Annotated in this window: 17 protein-coding genes; 3 read left to right on the top strand and 14 right to left on the bottom strand. The window is 75.2% G+C overall.

Translation table 11 applies throughout. The annotated features are described in order from the left end of the window. Nucleotides 1–191: 191 nt before the first annotated feature. Nucleotides 192–1,952 carry a sulfatase gene (locus ABZS80_RS07505; RefSeq protein WP_355054947.1) on the top strand — a complete coding sequence of 587 codons (1,761 nt, stop codon included), beginning with the start codon at nt 192–194 and terminating at the stop codon, nt 1,950–1,952. An 18-nt stretch (nt 1,953–1,970) separates the two neighbouring features. Here the strand turns inward: ABZS80_RS07505 and ABZS80_RS07500 are convergent, their stop codons facing one another. From ABZS80_RS07500 to ABZS80_RS07475, 6 genes are all read right to left on the bottom strand, one after another. Beyond that, nucleotides 1,971–2,246, bottom strand: a complete 276-nt coding sequence (locus ABZS80_RS07500) for a hypothetical protein (RefSeq protein WP_355054946.1) — start codon at nt 2,244–2,246, stop codon at nt 1,971–1,973. A gap of 99 nt (nt 2,247–2,345) precedes the next feature. Next, nucleotides 2,346–3,422, bottom strand: coding sequence for an ABC transporter ATP-binding protein (locus ABZS80_RS07495; protein WP_355055070.1), 1,077 nt, complete (start codon nt 3,420–3,422; stop codon nt 2,346–2,348). Beyond that, the gene (locus ABZS80_RS07490) at nt 3,404–4,204 is read right to left on the bottom strand and encodes an ABC transporter permease (protein ID WP_355054945.1); all 801 of its coding nucleotides are present in this window, start codon (nt 4,202–4,204) and stop codon (nt 3,404–3,406) included. Before ABZS80_RS07490 ends, ABZS80_RS07495 begins: the two co-directional genes overlap by 19 nt. Continuing rightward, nucleotides 4,201–4,971 carry a molybdate ABC transporter substrate-binding protein gene (gene modA / locus ABZS80_RS07485; protein WP_355055069.1) on the bottom strand — a complete coding sequence of 257 codons (771 nt, stop codon included), beginning with the start codon at nt 4,969–4,971 and terminating at the stop codon, nt 4,201–4,203. The genes ABZS80_RS07490 and modA overlap by 4 nt, the downstream gene beginning before the upstream one ends. An 11-nt stretch (nt 4,972–4,982) precedes the next feature. Continuing rightward, nucleotides 4,983–5,378, bottom strand: a complete 396-nt coding sequence (locus tag ABZS80_RS07480) for a MerR family DNA-binding transcriptional regulator (protein ID WP_355054944.1) — start codon at nt 5,376–5,378, stop codon at nt 4,983–4,985. A 98-nt stretch (nt 5,379–5,476) separates the two neighbouring features. Beyond that, nucleotides 5,477–7,534 carry a heavy metal translocating P-type ATPase gene (locus tag ABZS80_RS07475; RefSeq protein WP_355054943.1) on the bottom strand — a complete coding sequence of 686 codons (2,058 nt, stop codon included), beginning with the start codon at nt 7,532–7,534 and terminating at the stop codon, nt 5,477–5,479. A gap of 134 nt (nt 7,535–7,668) precedes the next feature. Between ABZS80_RS07475 and ygiD the strand changes: the two genes are divergently transcribed. Further along, entirely contained in the window at nt 7,669–8,538 is an 870-nt protein-coding gene (gene ygiD, locus ABZS80_RS07470) for a 4,5-DOPA dioxygenase extradiol (RefSeq protein ID WP_355054942.1), read from the top strand. Nucleotides 8,539–8,546: 8 nt separating this feature from the next. On the opposite strand, the gene ABZS80_RS07465 is transcribed toward ygiD, so the two are convergent. Beyond that, nucleotides 8,547–9,032 (bottom strand): macro domain-containing protein, encoded by a 486-nt coding sequence (locus ABZS80_RS07465; RefSeq protein ID WP_355055068.1) that lies wholly within the window; start codon nt 9,030–9,032, stop codon nt 8,547–8,549. A 21-nt stretch (nt 9,033–9,053) separates the two neighbouring features. After that, a complete protein-coding gene (locus tag ABZS80_RS07460) occupies nt 9,054–9,437 on the bottom strand; it encodes a DUF1622 domain-containing protein (RefSeq protein WP_355054941.1) in 384 nt (127 codons plus the stop codon). Between the two features lie 234 nt (nt 9,438–9,671). Between ABZS80_RS07460 and ABZS80_RS07455 the strand changes: the two genes are divergently transcribed. Then, nucleotides 9,672–9,839, top strand: a complete 168-nt coding sequence (locus tag ABZS80_RS07455) for a hypothetical protein (protein ID WP_168215386.1) — start codon at nt 9,672–9,674, stop codon at nt 9,837–9,839. 9 nt (nt 9,840–9,848) lie between these two features. Here the strand turns inward: ABZS80_RS07455 and ABZS80_RS07450 are convergent, their stop codons facing one another. The 6 genes from ABZS80_RS07450 to ABZS80_RS07425 form a co-directional block, all read right to left on the bottom strand. Then, the gene (locus ABZS80_RS07450) at nt 9,849–10,508 is read right to left on the bottom strand and encodes a DUF2238 domain-containing protein (protein WP_355054940.1); all 660 of its coding nucleotides are present in this window, start codon (nt 10,506–10,508) and stop codon (nt 9,849–9,851) included. A gap of 105 nt (nt 10,509–10,613) precedes the next feature. After that, entirely contained in the window at nt 10,614–11,279 is a 666-nt protein-coding gene (locus ABZS80_RS07445; RefSeq protein ID WP_355054939.1) for a TcmI family type II polyketide cyclase, read from the bottom strand. Nucleotides 11,280–11,315: 36 nt separating this feature from the next. After that, nucleotides 11,316–12,542 carry a cytochrome P450 gene (locus ABZS80_RS07440; protein ID WP_355054938.1) on the bottom strand — a complete coding sequence of 409 codons (1,227 nt, stop codon included), beginning with the start codon at nt 12,540–12,542 and terminating at the stop codon, nt 11,316–11,318. Beyond that, entirely contained in the window at nt 12,539–12,859 is a 321-nt protein-coding gene (locus tag ABZS80_RS07435; protein WP_151463947.1) for an antibiotic biosynthesis monooxygenase family protein, read from the bottom strand. Before ABZS80_RS07435 ends, ABZS80_RS07440 begins: the two co-directional genes overlap by 4 nt. Next, a complete protein-coding gene (locus ABZS80_RS07430) occupies nt 12,856–15,135 on the bottom strand; it encodes an FAD-dependent monooxygenase (RefSeq protein WP_355054937.1) in 2,280 nt (759 codons plus the stop codon). Before ABZS80_RS07430 ends, ABZS80_RS07435 begins: the two co-directional genes overlap by 4 nt. A 311-nt stretch (nt 15,136–15,446) precedes the next feature. Beyond that, on the bottom strand, nt 15,447–16,106 hold the full coding sequence (locus tag ABZS80_RS07425; protein ID WP_355054936.1) for a class I SAM-dependent methyltransferase: 660 nt from the start codon (nt 16,104–16,106) through the stop codon (nt 15,447–15,449). Nucleotides 16,107–16,151: the final 45 nt, after the last annotated feature.

The raw sequence follows: 16,151 nt of genomic DNA, 5'->3' as shown, positions 1-16,151 counted from the left end.
GCCGGCACCGGCCCGACCGACCTTCCCGCCCGGGTCGCCGGGCCCGCCCCGGCCGGTGCGGTCCGGCGCGCGACGGTTCCCGTCGGCGAACGACCGGCGGACCCGCCGGCGCGTCCGGTGCCGGTGGCCGTCCGGATCGTCGCCCACCAGCCGGCCTGACCCCTCCCTCCCCCTCGCCGAAGGACGCCCTCGTGCCACTGCGTATCCGTCTCCACCGGCCGGCCGGGCCGGCCACCCCCGCCCCGGACACCGACGCGTCCGCGCCCACGCCGGGCGGGGACGCCACGCCACCCGGCGACGCGGCGCTGCCCGCCGGTCCGGCGCGGCACGCCTCGCGTACCCGTCGGGTCGCCGCCGGGGTGCTCACCGGGCTGGCCGCGCTGCTGGTGGTGGCGGCGCTGGTCGCGCCGGACCGGCCGGCCGAGGCCGGGCCGGGCGCGGTGCTGCGGATCCCGGTGGAGGCCCTGGTCGCGGTGGCGCTGCTGCTCGTCCTGCCGGATCGGGCCCGCCGGCCGGTGGCCGTGGCGCTCGGCCTGGTGCTGGGCCTGCTGACCGTCGTCAAGCTGCTGGACACGGGCTTCTTCGTGGCCCGGGACCGGCCGTTCGACGTGCTGCTCGACTGGGGGCTGTTCGACGACGGCTACGGCTACCTGGCCGACTCGTCCGGCCGGGCCGCCGCCGTCGCCGCGACGGTCGGGGTGGTGCTGCTGGTGGCCGGCCTGCCCGTGCTCGTGGCGCTCGCGGCACGGCGGCTGGCCCGGCTCGTGGGGCGGCACCGCGCCGGCGCGACGCGGGTGGTCGCCGCCCTGGCCGTGCTGTGGCTGGGCTGCGCCCTGTTCGGGGTGCGCCTCGCCGCCGGCGTGCCGGTCGCCGACCGGACCACGACCGCCCTGGTGGCGTCGCACGTCGGCCAGGTACGGACCGGCCTGCGGGACCGGGCGGCGTTCGCCGGGGAGATGACGGCCGACGCCTACCGGGACGTGTCCGGCGACCGGCTGCTGACCGGGCTGCGCGGCAAGGACGTCCTGGTCACGTTCGTGGAGAGCTACGGCCGGGACGCCGTGGAGGACCCGGCCCTCGCGCCGGGCGTGGACGCGGTCCTCGACGACGGCTACCGTCGCCTGCGCGCGGGCGGCTACGACGCCCGCAGCGGCTTCCTCACCTCGCCCACCTTCGGCGGCGGCAGCTGGCTGGCACACGCCACCCTGCTCTCCGGGCTGTGGATCGACAACGACCAGCGGCACCGGGACTTGCTGGCCGGGGACCGGCTCACCCTCAACGGCGCATTCCACCGCGCCGGGTGGCAGACGGTCGGCGTGTTCCCGGCCGCCACCCAGCCCTGGCCGGAGGGGGAGTTCTTCGGCTACGACCGGTACTACGACGCCGAGAAGCTGGCCTACCGGGGCCCGAAGTTCAGCTACGCGCCGATGCCCGACCAGTACACCCTGGCCACCTTCCAGCGGCTGGAGCGGGACCGCCCGCACGCCCCGCTCATGGCGGAGATCCCGCTGGTGTCCAGCCACTCCCCCTGGTCGGCCATCCCGAAGCCGGTGCCCTGGGCGGCGGTCGGCGACGGCACCATCTTCCACACGGCGTCCACGAGCACGGGCGGCAGCCGGGACGTCGTGCAGCGGGACGCCGCCCAGATCCGCGCCGACTACGCGCACTCCATCGAGTACAGTCTCGGCACCCTGGTGTCGTACGTGCTGACCCACGGCGGGGACGACCTGGTGCTGGTGATTCTCGGTGACCACCAGCCGACGGCCTCGGTGACCGGCGAGGGCGCCAGCCGGGACGTGCCGATCACCATCGTGGCCAAGGATCCGGCCGTGCTGGACCGGGTCGCCGACTGGGGCTGGCAGGACGGGCTGCGGCCCGGCCCGCAGGCCCCGGTGTGGCGGATGGATGCCTTCCGGGACCGCTTCCTCGCCGCCTTCTCTCCCGCGCACTGAGGCGATGCCGCGACCGGCTCAGGCCGCCCGGCGCCGGTCGCGGGCGGTCCGGTCGCGGGTCTCGCGGAACTCGGCGCGCCGCGCGCCCCGGGCCAGCCGCATCGCCCGGCGGGCGTTGTCCATCGGCTCGCACGGCGCGCTCCGCCCGGCGCACAGCAGGCTGGTGCAGTGTCCCGCCGCGTCGGGCTGGTGCGCCGCGGCCACGTCGTACGCCGCCCGCCACAGCAGCGGGTCGGTGACGTCGTCCGGCAGGACGACGTCCTGACTGGACCGGAACCGTGTCGTCTCGGGCACCCCGTTTCCCCCTTCGTGTGATCGCTCCCCCTGTTCAGTGACCGGGTGGGCCGACATCAAACCTCCCACCGGCTCGGGTGGACCGGCCAGCGGCGTGCGTCACGCCGGGTACGCGCGGGTCTCCGCGGCCTTGACCGCCGCCCAGACCGGCTGGCCGGGGCGCAGCCCGAGGTGGGCCGCCGCGGCGGGGGTGACGTCGGCGGCCACGTCGACCGGCCCGGCGAGCTGGACCCGCAGGTTGTCGCCGTGCCGCTGCACGCCGGTCACGGTGGCCGGCCAGACGTTGCGGGGGCTGCCGTCCGGTCGGGCCGGGTGCAGCGCGACGGCGGCCGGTGGGAAGGCCACGAACGCCTCTCCCCGCACGGTGTCCGCGGTGGTGAGGGTGAGGCCGCCGACCGTGACGGCGTGCCCGTCGGCGTGCCCGCGGTGCAGGTTGAGCCCGACCAGCCGGGCCACGTAGTCGGTGCGGGGGCGGGCCGTGACGGTCGCCGCGTCGCCCTCCTGGACCACCCGCCCCTGCTCGACGATGACCAGCCGGTCGGCGAGCACCAGGGCGTCCAGCGGGTCGTGGGTGACCAGCAGGGTGGCGCCGGGGTGCGCGCCGAGGTGGCGCTGGAGTTCGGCGCGGGTGTCCAGCCGGGTCCGGGCGTCGAGCGCGGCGAGCGGCTCGTCGAGCAGCAGCAGGGTCGGCTCGACGGCGAGCGCGCGAGCGAGGGCGACCCGCTGGGCCTGCCCGCCGGAGAGCTGGCGCGGCTTGTGCCGGGCCTGCCCGCCCAGGCCGACCCGGTCCAGCCAGCCCCGTGCCCGGGCGCGGGCGGCCCGCCGGTCGGCGCCCCGGCGGCGCGGCCCGAACGCCACGTTGTCGAGTGCGCTGAGGTGCGGGAAGAGCAGGTAGTCCTGAAACACCACGCCGACCGGGCGCCGCTCGGGCGGGGTCCACACCCGCCGGTCCGGACGGTCGAGGTCGGCGTCGCCGAGGGTGAGGTGCCCGGCGGTGAGCGGGTGCAGCCCGGCGAGGGCCCGCAGGGCGGTGGTCTTGCCGGCCCCGTTCGGGCCGAGCAGCGCCACCACCTCCCCGGCGCCGATGGTCAGCCGCACGTCCAGGTGGAACGCGCCCCGGTCGGCGACCAGATGCGCGTCGAGCAGGGGCGGGGCGGTCACGTCACACCGACCCAGCGGTCGCGCAGCCCGGCCAGGATGGCCACGGAGACGGTGAGCAGGATGAGGCTCAGCACGATGGCGGCCTGCACGTCGGTCTCCAGCGCCAGGTAGACGGCCAGCGGCATGGTCTGGGTCCGCCCCGGATAGTTGCCCGCGAAGGTGATGGTCGCGCCGAACTCGCCGAGCGCGCGGGCCCAGCAGAGCACCGCGCCGGCCGCCACCCCGGGGGCGACCAGCGGCAGGGTCACCCGGGTGAAGGTGGTCCAGCGCCCGGCGCCCAGGGTGGCCGCCGCCTCCTCGTAGCGGGGGTCGGCGCCGCGCATCGCCCCCTCGACGGCGATGACCAGGAAGGGCATGGCCACGAACGCCTCGGCCAGCACCACGCCGGCGGTGGTGAACGGCAGGGTCACCCCGAAGGTGGCGTCCAGCCAGGACCCGAGCAGCCCCCGCCGGCCGAAGACCAGCAGCAGCGCCACCCCGCCGACCACCGGCGGCAGCACCAACGGCACGGTGACCAGCGCGCGGACCAGCCGCCGGCCGGGGAACTCGACCCGGGCCAGGAGCCAGGCCAGGGGTACGCCGAGCGCGACGCAGAGCAGCGTGGCGGCCGTCGCGGTCTCCAGGGACAGTCGCAGCGCGGTGAGCACGCCGGGCTGGGCGAGCCGCCGGGGCAGCGTGGTCCAGGGCGCCCGGGCGAGCAGCCCGGCCAGCGGCAGGACGAGGAAGAGCAGCCCGAGCCCGGCGGGGAGCAGCAGCGCCAGCGGCACCCGCTGCCGGCGGCGCGGGGGTCGGCTCACGGGCGCGGCGGGGCCTGGAACCCGGCGGCGGTGAGCACGGCCAGGCCGGCGTCGGAGCGGACGTGGTCGACGAAGGCGCGGGCCCCGGCCGGGTTGCCGGCGTGCTTCAGGGCCACGATCGGGTAGTCGTTGACCGCCCGGGCGGAGTCGGGGAACTCGACGGCGTCCAGGTCGGCGGCGGCGCCGCGGACGTCGGTGCGGTAGACCAGCGCCGCGTCGACCTCGCCCAGCTTCACCTTGGCGAGGGCGCCCTTGACGTCCTGCTCCAGGGTGGCCGGGGTGAGCCGCACGCCGGCCGCGGCGAGGGCCGTCCTCGCGGCCGCGCCGCACGGCACCTGCTCGGCGCAGAGCGCCACCTTCGCCCCGGGCCGGGCCAGGTCGGCCAGGCCGGCGATCCGGTCCGGGTTGCCCCTGGGCACGGCGATGACGAGCTGGTTGCGGACGAGGACGGCCGGTGTCCCGGCGGCGTCGCCCGCGTCGGTGACGGTCTTCATGGTGGCGGGCGAGGCGGCCGCGAACACGTCGGCCGGCGCGCCCTGGGTGATCTGCGTGGCCAGCGCCGAGCTGCCGGCGAAGTTGAAGACGACCCGGCTGCCGGGGTGCGCGGCCTCGTAGTCCCGGCCGAGCGTCGTGAAGGTCTCGGTGAGCGAGGCGGCGGCGAAGACGGTCAGCGTGCCGCCCCGGTCGGCGCTCGACCCGTCGTCGGCGCCGCCGCAGCCGGTCAGGGCCAGGCTCAGCGCGGCCACCCCGGCAAGGGTGGCGCGGATCCACCGTGCGGTCACGGGTTGGTCCGCCCCGTCGGCGCGCGCTCCACCACGACGGTGGTCGACTTGATCACGGCGACGGCCACCGAGCCGACCTGGAGGTCGAGGTCGTCGACGGCCTCGCGGCTCATCAGGGACACGATCCGGAACGGCCCGGCCTGGATGTCGACCTGGGCCATCACGGTGTCCTTGACGACGGCCGTGACGATGCCGCGCAGCCGGTTACGGGCCGAGGAGAGCTCGGGATGGCCCGGTGCGCGGACGAACGGGGCCAGGTCGGCGCCGTCGAGCACCCGGTGGCCGTGCTCGTCGCGGATGGCGGGCAGCCGCCCGGCGTCGATCCAGCGGCGGACCGTGTCCGCGCTGACCCCGAGCAGTTCGGCGGCCTCGCCGATCCGGAACGCCGTCACGCGGCCACCCTAGCGGTTCGCAGGTGCGGGTGAAAGGCGGCGTGACCCCTCGCATCCGCCAGGGGCGAGAGGTCCCGCCGGCCGTAGCTGCGGCGGACCTAGTCGTCCGCCGGGGTGAGCCGCACCCGGCGGAGCAGTTGGGCGTTGAGCGCCACCACGATGGTGGACGCGGACATCAGCACCGCGGCCACCGCCGGGCTGAGCGCGACGCCCGCCCAGGCCAGCACCCCGGCGGCGAGCGGGATGGCCACCACGTTGTAGCCGGCCGCCCAGGCCAGGTTCTGCCGCATCTTCCGGTACGACGCCCGGGACAGCCGGATCACGCCGGTGACCCCGCGCGGGTCGGAGCCCGCCAGCACCACCCCGGCGGACTCGATCGCCACGTCGGTGCCGGCGCCGATGGCCACGCCCACGTCGGCGCGGGCCAGGGCCGGGGCGTCGTTGACCCCGTCGCCGACCATGGCCACGGTCAGCCCGCGGGACTGGAGTGCGGTGACCGCCTTGTCCTTGTCGGCGGGGAGCACCTCGGCGAAGACCTCGTCCACACCGGGGCGGAAGCCCAGGTCGGCGGCGACCGCCTCGGCGACCGGCCGGGCGTCCCCGGTGATCATCACGATCTTCCGCACGCCGTGCTCGCGCAGTTCGGCGATGGCCGCGCGGGCCTCGGGGCGGACCTCGTCCTCGAGCGCGAACGCGCCGACCACCTCCGGGCGGCCGGCGCCGGGCAGCCGGACCAGGTGCAGCACCGCGGCGCCGCGCCGGGACCAGCCCTCCGCCGCCCGCGCCAGCTCGGCCGGCGCGTCGGTGCCCAGCTCGCGCAGCAGGGCCGGGCCGCCCACCGCCCAGTCGGCGCCGTCCACCGTGGCGCGTACGCCCCGGCCGGTCAGCGAGCGGAAGTCCCGGGCGGACGCCCGCAGGCCGCGATCCTGAGCGGCGGTGACGAGGGCCCGGGCGAGCGGGTGCTCGCTGTCCGCCTCGACCGCCCCGGCGAGGCGCAGCGCGCCGTCGTCGTCCAGCCCGCCGGTGGCGGCCACCCCGGTCAGGGTGTGCCGCCCCTTGGTGAGGGTGCCGGTCTTGTCGAACAGCACGGCGTCGACGGTGCGCATCCGTTCCAGGGCGAGCCGGTCCTTCACCAGGATGCCGGCCCGGGCGGACAGCGCCGTGGACAGCGCCACGACCAGCGGGATGGCCAGGCCGAGGGCGTGCGGGCAGGCGATCACCAGCACCGTGACGGTCCGGACCACGGCCTGGTCGGTGTCGCCGAGCAGCAGCCAGGCCGCGAAGGTGGCCAGGCCGGCGAGGGCCGCGACGTAGAACAGCAGCGCGGCGAACCGGTCGGCGAGTGCCTGGGCGCGGCCGCCGGAGGACTGGGCCTGGGCGACGAGACGGCCGATGCCGGCGAGCGCGGTGTCCTCGCCGACGGCGTCGACGCGTACCCGCAGGGCCGAGTCGGTGGCCACGGTCCCGGCGACCACCCGGTCCCCGGCGGCGCGTGGCACCGGCCGGGACTCCCCGGTGATCATCGACTCGTCCAGCTCGGCGGCCCCGTCGACGATCCGGCCGTCGGCCGGGACGCGGCCGCCGGAGCGGACCAGCACCAGGTCACCGACCCGCAGGTCGGCCACCGGCACCCGGTGCGGGGCGCCGGATTCGTCGAGGCGTTCGGCGTCGTCGGGCAGCAGCGCCGCGAGCGCGGCCAGGGCGCCCTGGGCCTGCCCGATCGCCTTCATCTCCTGCCAGTGGCCGAGCAGCATGATGGTGACCAGGGCGGCCAGCTCCCACCAGAAGTCCAGGTCGAACAGGCCGAGGCTGGTGGCCACCGACGCCAGGTACGCGACCGTGATCGCCATCGAGATCAGCAGCATCATGCCCGGCGCCCGGTCGCGCACCTCACGGACGCCGCCGACCAGGAACGGCCAGCCGCCGTAGAAGAAGACGACGGTGCCGAGGGCCGGGCCGACCCAGCGGACGCCCGGGAGGTCGAGCGAGTAGCCGAGCCAGTCCATGACCATGTGGCTGGTCAGCACGATCGGCACGGTCAGCGCCAGGCTCAGCCAGAACTTGCGGCGGAACTGCTCGGGGTCGTGCCCGGCGTGCTTGTCGTGCCCGGCGCGCTTCTCGTGGTCCGCGCCGTGGTGCCCGTGTTCGTGGTCCATCCGAACTCCACCTCCGCCGCCACCATATACCCCCAGGGGGTATGCGCCAACTCTTCGCTCCCGGCTGGCCCGGTGTCCCGGACACCGAGGGGCCCGCGGGTTAGCCTCGGGGCACGGCCGAGCGCGGGAGCGAGATGAGCGAGCAGAACACCCAGACGGTGCTGCCGGCGGCGTTCTTCGGGCACGGCAACCCGATGAACGCCCTGGAGGTCAACCGCTACACCGCCGCCTGGCGGGAGTTCGGCCGCTCGGTGCCCCGGCCCCGGGCCATCCTGGTGGTCTCCGCGCACTGGTACATCGGCGCCACCGCGGTCACCGCGATGCCCCGGCCGCGCACCATCCACGACTTCTACGGCTTCCCGCGGCAACTCTTCGACGTCCGCTACCCGGCGCCCGGGCTGCCCGAGCTGGCCGAGGAGGTCAGCGACGTCGTGCACCCCACCTGGGTCGGCGCCGACCTGGACTCGTGGGGCATCGACCACGGCACGTGGTCGGTGCTCACCCACGCGTTCCCCGACGCCGACATCCCGGTGGTGCAGCTGAGCATCAACGCGTTCAAGCCGTTCGACTACCACCTCGACCTCGGCGCCCGGCTCGCCCCGCTGCGCGAACGCGGCGTGCTCGTGGTGGCCAGCGGTAACGTGGTGCACAACCTGGGCGGCGTCGACCCGCGGCTGACCGACGAGGGCTTCGACTGGGCGCGCCGCTTCGACGACGCCGCCCGGGAGACGGTCCAGGACGCACCGACCGAGGCGGCCCGGCTGGACGGGCACCGGGACTTCGACCTCGCCGTGCCGACCCCGGACCACTTCATCCCGCTGCTCTACCTGGCCGGGCTGGCCGCCGCCGCCGGGGACCGCCCCGACGTGCTGGTCGACGGGTACGCGTACGGGTCGCTGTCGATGACCGCGTACACCCTCGGGCTGCGCGGCCGGGGCGAGCAGCCAGGGGGCGGCGCGCCGTCGCTGCCCGGCGGGGTGCCGGCGGACTCCGCCAACATCTGAACTCCGGTTCAGTCCCGGTCGTAGACGGTGACCGGGATGTCCCGGGCGCAGAGGGCGCGAACCACCAGCGGCTCGATCCGGTCCCAGGTGCCACCGGCCAGTCCGCAGCCGATCCGGGGCATGTGCACCGACGCGCCCAGCTCGTCGACCCGGTCGGCGAGGGCGGACAGGCAGCGCTCGACCGCGTCGTAGCGGATCGGCGGCCCCGCGCTGCCCCGCCGCATCCCGCGCTGGCCGACCATGTTGGCCACCCACACGTCCGGCGTGACCCGCACCAGGCGGGTGGCACCGAGCCCGAAGTCGTTGCCGGCCCGGTGCCGGTGCCACTCCCGATAGTCGCGCTCCGGCTCTGGCCAGCGGCGGGAGACCGCCAGCACAAACCCCTTGCCCCAGCCGCCCAGGTCGTTGCAGATGTGCGCGATCCCCTTGCGGCCCTTGGCCTGCGGGCTCGTCGCGTCGCCCTTGATGATCCGGAGCGGTGTCACGGCCAGCATCATCCCCGGCCGGTACGACACTCAGCGCTCCGGTCGGGACCCCACGCTGGAGCCGCCGACCGGTGCCTTTCCCTGCCACGGCCAGCGGCCGTCCAGCTCCACCTGCAGCGAGACGCTGAGGAACGTCCGGACCGCCACGATCAGCGCCAGCACCCCGACGCTGGTGAAGGTGGGCGACACCGCCACGGTCCGGATGATGTCCCCGGCGACGAGGAGTTCCAGGCCGAGCAGGATGGCCCGCCCGACCCCCTGCCGGTACGACCGGTAGTGCTCGACGACCTGCCGCGTGCGCCACCAGCGCAGCGCGAAGACGACCGTGGCGATCGTGACGCCGACCGCGATGACCAACACCCCGGCCAGGTCCAGGAGCGTGCCGACATGCTGGATGATCTCCCTGGTCGGCACCCGACACCCCCGTACCGCCGGCGGCACCCTGCGGCGGCCTTGCGCAGGCCGTCCGCAGCACCACCCTGTCGCATCACCGCTACCGGCGGGCGGCTTTCGCCCGAGCCCGCCCGGACGGCGGGCCGCGCCGGCATTCGCCTACCAGCGCCGGCCGCCGCGCCTAGGGTGGAAATCGGACCGGACCGTCCCGCCCACCGGCGGGCGGTCTTCGACGGCACCTGGCGAGGAGCGGACGTGACGGAGCCGGAAGAGGACCGGGAGAAGACCAAGAAGACCGACGACGTCCTGTACTCGGCGGACGGCGACCCTCACCACAACCTGGCCCAGGCGCCGCAGCCCGACGAGCACCTGACGCCCCGGTACGAGCACGACGGCGAGACGGAGAACGTCGGCGACGAGTGAGCCTGCCGGTCAGGCGTCGGTCCGGGCCGCCCGGACATCGATCCCGGCGGGCGGCCGGCTGGTGGCCGGCAACTGGCGGTCGTGCAGGCGGCTGAGCAGCGCCAGCGAGGTGATCGCGCCGAGCAGCGCCAGGAACATGTCCCACTGGGTGTCCCAGACGTCGCCCTGGGTGGCGAGGAAGTCGTCGGCCGCCGACCCGCCGGCCAGCGCCGCCCACCACTCGATCATCTCGAAGAGGGCGCTGAACGCCAGGCAGGCGCAGACCACCAGCGGGGCGAGCCAGCGGCTGCCACGCAGCGGCGACCGGCGGACCAGGATCTCGCGCACCAGGATCGCCGGCACGAAGCCCTGGGCGAAGTGGCCGAGCCGGTCGTACGGGTTGCGGGACAGGTGGAACGCCTCCCGCGCCCAGTCGCCGACCGGCGTCCGCGCGTAGCTGTAGTGGCCGCCGACCACGAGGATCAGCGCGTGCGCGGCGAGCAGGCAGCAGAGCAGCGTGGTCAGTGGCAACCGGCGCCAGGTGAGCAGCACCAGGGGCACGCCGGCGAGAACCCAGACCGTCTCCAACAGCCAGGTCAGCCGGTCGTACGGCCGGATGCCGGAGGCCACCAGGGCGGCGAGGACCAGGACCAGCAGCGCCGGTGGGACGAATCCGCGTGCTCGGGACACCGGCGACCGCCTGTTCACGCCTCACCCGGCGCGGCCCGACGCCGTCCGGAGAAGCCGACGATAGCGGGCGGCGGGGGGCGCACTCGGACGCCCCCGCCGCGCCGTTCAGTCCTCGGCCTGCCAGCGGTAGAACACGGTGGCCACCGAGTCCTGCGGGCCGTGCCACTCCTCCGGCCGGTACGGGCTCACGTACGGCGCCAGGTCCTGCATCACCTTCGCGAAGACCGGCTTCGCGTCGTGGTTGTTCCGGGTCGCTTCGGCGGCCGACGCCTCCTGTTCGAGCAGGTGGACGTAGACGTCGTCGATCGCGTAGAGCCAGCGCCCGGTGACACCCAGCTCGGTCGGCAGCGAGCCGGCGTCGGACTCGGCGAAGACCCGGGCCACGTCCGGTTCGGCGCCGGGCTTGATCCGCCCGACGATGACGGTCAGCGTCGTGTCCGCGGGCGGCTCCCCCTCCGGTGCCCAGTGGTAGAACTCCTTGGCCACCGAGTCGGACGGGTTCTTCCAGTAGCGGGGGTACGGCGTCACGTACGGGCCGATGGCCTCGGCGATCTTCTGGAACGCGGGCAGCCCCCGGGTCTGGCCGGAGATCCGCGGGTCCTGCTCGCGCTCGATGACGTGGATGTAGAGGTCGTGGTGGGACAGCAGGATGCGCCCGATGACCCCGAGGTCCTGGGGTCGGGTGGCCTGGTCGTAGTGGCCGAAGACGTCCCCGACGATCTTGTCGCTGCCGGGGACCATGTGGCAGACGATCACGTTCCGGAAGACCATGGCTGCTCCTTGGTTGGGTTCGGGTGGGCGGGAGGCTCAGGCGGCGAAGGTGACCGGCAGTTCCAGCAGGCCGCGGAACGGCGACGCGGCCGGCAGCCGGCGCACCTCGTCGAGGGGCACGCCGAGCCGCAGCCCGGGCAGCCGGCGCAGCAGCGCGGCGAGCGCGATCTGCGCCTCCATCCGGGCCAGCGAGACGCCGAGGCAGTAGTGCACGCCGTGCCCGAAGCCCAGGTGCGGGCCGCGGACCCGGCGCAGGTCCAGCCGGTCGGGGTCGGTGAAGTGGGCGGGGTCGTGGTTCGCCGCGTTGATCGCCACGCCGACGATCGCGCCGCGCGGGATGCACACCCCCTCGTACTCGACGTCTTCGGTGGCGATCCGCGGGCTGGCCACCGGCAGCGGGCCGTCGAACCGGAGCAGCTCCTCGATCGCCGCCGGCAGCAGCTGGGGCGTGGCACGCAGCATCTCCAGCTGCTCGGGATGGGTGAGCAGGGCGAGCACCGCGTTGCCGAGGAAGTCCGCGGTGGTCTGGTGCCCGGCGAACACCAGCAGGAACGTGGTGGTCACCAGCTCCGCCTCGGAGAGCGTCCCGTCGCGGTCGACCGCGTCGATCAGCGCCCCGATGATGTCGTCCGCCGGGTCGTCGCGCTTGGCCCGCACCAGGTCGGCGAAGTAGTGGTGCAGGCTCAGCTGGGCCTCCTGCACGGCCGCCCGCTCCTCCTGCGGCGGCCGCCGCGTCGAGCCGGAGGTGCGGATCACCTGGGTCCAGTCGAGCACCCGGTCGTGGTCGGCCGGCGGCACCCCCAGCAGCTCGCAGATGACCGTCATGGGCAGCGGGATGGCGAAGTCGTGCATCAGCTCGGCCTGGCCCTGCGGGAGCATCTTGTCGATCAGGTGGTCGACGACCTGCGCCACCCGCGGCCGCAGTGCCTCGATCCGCCGCGGCGCGAACGCCTGGGACACCACCCGGCGCAGCCGGGTGTGCTCCGGCGGATCGGAGTTGAGCATGTTGCGGTTCAACCCCTCGGAGTTCGGGCCGAAGATCCGCAGGTAGTGCTGGCCGGGACCGTAGAGGTCCTTGGACAGCCGCGGGTCGGTGAGCGCCGACCGGGCGTCGTCGAAGCGGGTGATCAGCCAGGAGTCGAAGCGCGGTGAGCTGACCGGGCACACCGGCCGGTCGTTCCGCAGCCGGGCGAAGGTGGGGTAGGGGTCGGCGGCGAACCCGTCGGTGTAGAGCTCGCTCGCCGGAACGGCGTCCTCGGTCATCGGTCCTCCTCCGGTGCGCTGCCCACGCTGTGCAGCACCTGGTAGGTGTGCCGCTGCGCGGACTCGCGCAGCTCACGGATGATGCGCAGCAGCCGGTCCCGGTGCTCGCTGCGGCCGAAGGCGTCCAGCCGCTCGCGGTCCGCCCAGTCGCTGATGATCAGGTAGCTGCGCGGGTCGTCGGCGTCGCGGACGAGGTCCTGGTGCAGGCAGCCGTCCAGGGTGCGGATCTCCTCGGCCGCGCTGCGCCACTCCGACTCGAAGCGCTCCTCGCAGCCCTCCCGGGTCCGCATGGCGAGCACGGTCCGCACCCGGCTCACCGGGCACCGCCGAACACCAGGTGCAGGTGCTTGCGGAGCGCGTCGGCGTCGACCGGCTGGCTGCGGAAGCCGATGTGCCCGTCCGGGCGGACCAGGTACAGCCCGCTGCCGGTCAGCCCGTACGCGGCGCGGAACCGGCCGTCGGCGTCGCACACCGTCGGCGGGTCGAGCAGCCGCGGCTCGGCGGCGTCCGGGCTGAGCAGCAGGTACGCGTCGACCTCCCCGGCCGTCTGCCGCCGCACGTCGGCGCAGAGCTCGGCGATGGCGCCCAGCGCCGCGTCGTCGGCCGACGCGTCGGCGTAGAGCAGTAGCGTGTGCCGGGTGCCGCGGGTCAGGTCGCGCAGCCGCAGCGGGTGGCCGACGCCGCGCCGCAGCAGCCCGTCCACGTCGGGGGCCCGGTCGCCGGGACGGGGGGCCTCGCCCAGCGCGTCCGGATCGGACACGGTTTCGCCGACCAGCGGGCTGCCCGCGTAGCTGAGCAGCATGGACATCTCCTGGAGGAACTGGCGCTTCAGGTCCTCGCGGTCCAGCTCGTCGGTGAACGCCATCCGCACGGCGCGGCCGACGATCTCCTCGCCCTCCGGCCGCCGCTCGGTCTCGTAGCTGTCCAGCAGGCCGGGCGCGGCGATCCCGCGTACCGCCAGGGCCAGCTTCCAGGCCAGGTTCCAGGCGTCCTGGATCCCGGTGTTCATGCCCTGGCCGCCGGCCGGCGGGTGCAGGTGGGCCGCGTCGCCGACCACGAACACCCGGCCGTCGCGGTAGCGGTCCACGATGCCGTGGCTGATCCGGAACACCGACGACCAGCGCAGGTTCGAGGCGCGGGTGCCGGGCGGGGCGAGGTGGTCGAGGGCGGTCTGGACGTCGGCCAGGGTCGGCGCGCCCAGCTCCGCGCTGAACCCGGGCGGGGCGTCCTGCCCGCCGGTCTGCGCGAAGAACCGGGGCGGGGCCAGGGTGGCGATCCGGTACCGGCGCTCGCCGCGCAGCGGGACGCAGACCAGCATCCCGTCCATGCGGCCGTCGGTCTCGTGCATGAACCGCAGCAGGTGCCCGTCGGGCATGTCCCAGTCCACGTCGACGTCGCCGAGCATGAACAGCTGCGGGAACCGGCCCAGCCCGCCGGTGAAGGTCAGCCCGAGCAGTTCCCGGACGCGGCTGTGCGCGCCGTCGCAGCCGACCAGGTACTTCGCGCGCACCGTCTCGGTGCCGCCCCCGGCCGTGGTGACGGTGGCCGTCACGCCGTCGTCGTCCTGACCGAAGTCGACCAGCTCGGCGCCGCGCTGGGGGCGCACCCCGAGGGTGGCCAGCCGGGCGGTGAGGATGCGCTCGGTCTCGTACTGGGGCAGGCCGAGGTGCGCGTACGGCAGGCCGGGCAGCTCCCAGCTCATCCGGTGGGTCTCCACCCCGTTGACGAAGACCATGTTGCCGGTGAGCCAGATGCCGGCGTCCATGGCTTCCCGGACGACGCCCTGCTCCTCCCAGATCTCCATGGTGCGGCAGTGCACGCCGATCGCCTTGTCCGCCTGCCCGGCCGGGGTGGCCAGCTTGTCGATCACCCGGCAGTCGACGCCTCGCCGGGCCAGCTCGACGGCGGCGGTCAGCCCGGCGGGCCCCGCTCCGACGACCAGTACGTCCGTTGTCCTGTGCACGTCGGCCTCCCTGCCGGTGGTGGGTTGTCGCCGGCCGCCCCCGTCGGGCACGACGTGGAACAGGCGGCGCCGGATGTCGAGAAGGAACGGCGCGATGGGCCCGGCCTGCGCGGAGGCGTGGGCCGGGTCGGCGATCCAGCGGAGGAACTCCCCCGCGCTGTTCCACTCGGCGAAGATGTGGTGCACGTCCGAGCCGGGTTCGCGCAGCAGCTGCTCCCGGCGGTACCCCGGTATCCCGGCCATCCGCGCCCTGACCTCCGGGTAGCCCCGGTGGAACTCGGCGAGCCGGGGCGCCGGCACGGTCAGCTCGACGTCCACGTAGACCGTCGAGTCGCCCGTGCCGTGCTCCCGCAGCACGGGGTAGTCGACCCGGCCGGCCGGCTCGGTCAGCGGCCGGACCAGCTCGGCCAGCCGCGCGGCCACCGGCCCGTCCCGGTACGCCCGCAGCGCCGCCTCGTCGGCCCACTCGGTGACGACGACGAACCCGCGCGGGTCCAGGGCGTCGAGCAGCAACTCGTGCCGGAGGTTGCCGGCCAGCCCGCCGACCTGCCCCGCGACCGTCCCCCACGCGGACCGCACGGCGGGCTCGCAGCCCTGACGCGCGCGCAGCCGGAGCATCGTCCTGATCATCAAGTCCCCTTCGACGGCCTGCGGGAGACGGTGGAGCTGTCGCGGCCGGTGCTGCCCGAGCCACCACGTCGTCGCGCTGCGACCCTGCCGGAGGTCGCGTCAACCGGCCGTCACGGGCGACCCCCGCGACGTCCCCACCCGGTGACGCCGCGGGGACGGGACGCTGCTAGGACGGTGTGCGACCCGGACCGTCGTCGGTGGACGCGTGCGTGCGCCGCTGGGCGCGTGGCGGCGCGGCCGGGTGGCCGTGGTGGGAGCGGCGGGCCGGCGGCGGGCCTCGACCCGTCGGCGGTCAGCTCGGACCAGACAGGTCAGGCGTCGCGCGCGCGGGTCGTGCGGAGCAGGTGACCGGCCAGGTGCAGCGTCGGGCCGCCGGTCTCCGCGACCACGTCGGTCTTCGTGACGTCGGTGCCGGTCCACTCCGGCCCGGCGAAGCTCGCCCGCAGCTCCTGCGCGGTCAGTCCCCAGCCGTGGCCCGCCTCCGGCGACACGGCCAGCACGAAGACGGTCGCGCCCGGCGCGGCGAGGCCCGGCAGCGACGCGAGGTAGCGGTCGAGCGCGGCGCCGTTCCGGTGGAGGCTGTGCAGCAGGCCGGAATCGAACACCGAGTCGAACGGCGCCGACGGCAGCGACAGGTCGGTGGCGTCCTGGACCTCGAAGTGCACCGGCAGGCCCTCGCGGGCGGCCTTGGCGCGGGCCAGGTCGATCGCCACGCGGGAGATGTCGACCGCCGTCACGCGGTGGCCACGCCGGGCGAGGGCGATCGCGAGATCGCCCGTGCCGCAGCCGATGTCGAGCACCTTCGGGCCCTTGACGTGGTCGAGGACCGCCGCGAGCGCGGGCTGTGGGCCGCCGATGTCCCACGGCGGCCCGCCCGAGTCAGCGGTGTCGCGGTAGAGCTCGTCGTAGCCGTCGTCGTGGTCGCCGTGGACGGGCTCGTCGCGCGGCGCTTCGCCATCGCGTGCGCTCACCAGACCCCCTGGACGTGCGTCTCGGCGGCTGGAACCCGGTCTCGA

It is taken from the genome of Micromonospora sp. NPDC005305 (assembly GCF_040607315.1).
Taxonomy (GTDB): Bacteria; Actinomycetota; Actinomycetes; order Mycobacteriales; family Micromonosporaceae; genus Micromonospora.
The sequence above is the reverse complement of the archived record's forward strand: the minus strand, read 5'-3'. Positions and strand labels throughout refer to the sequence as shown.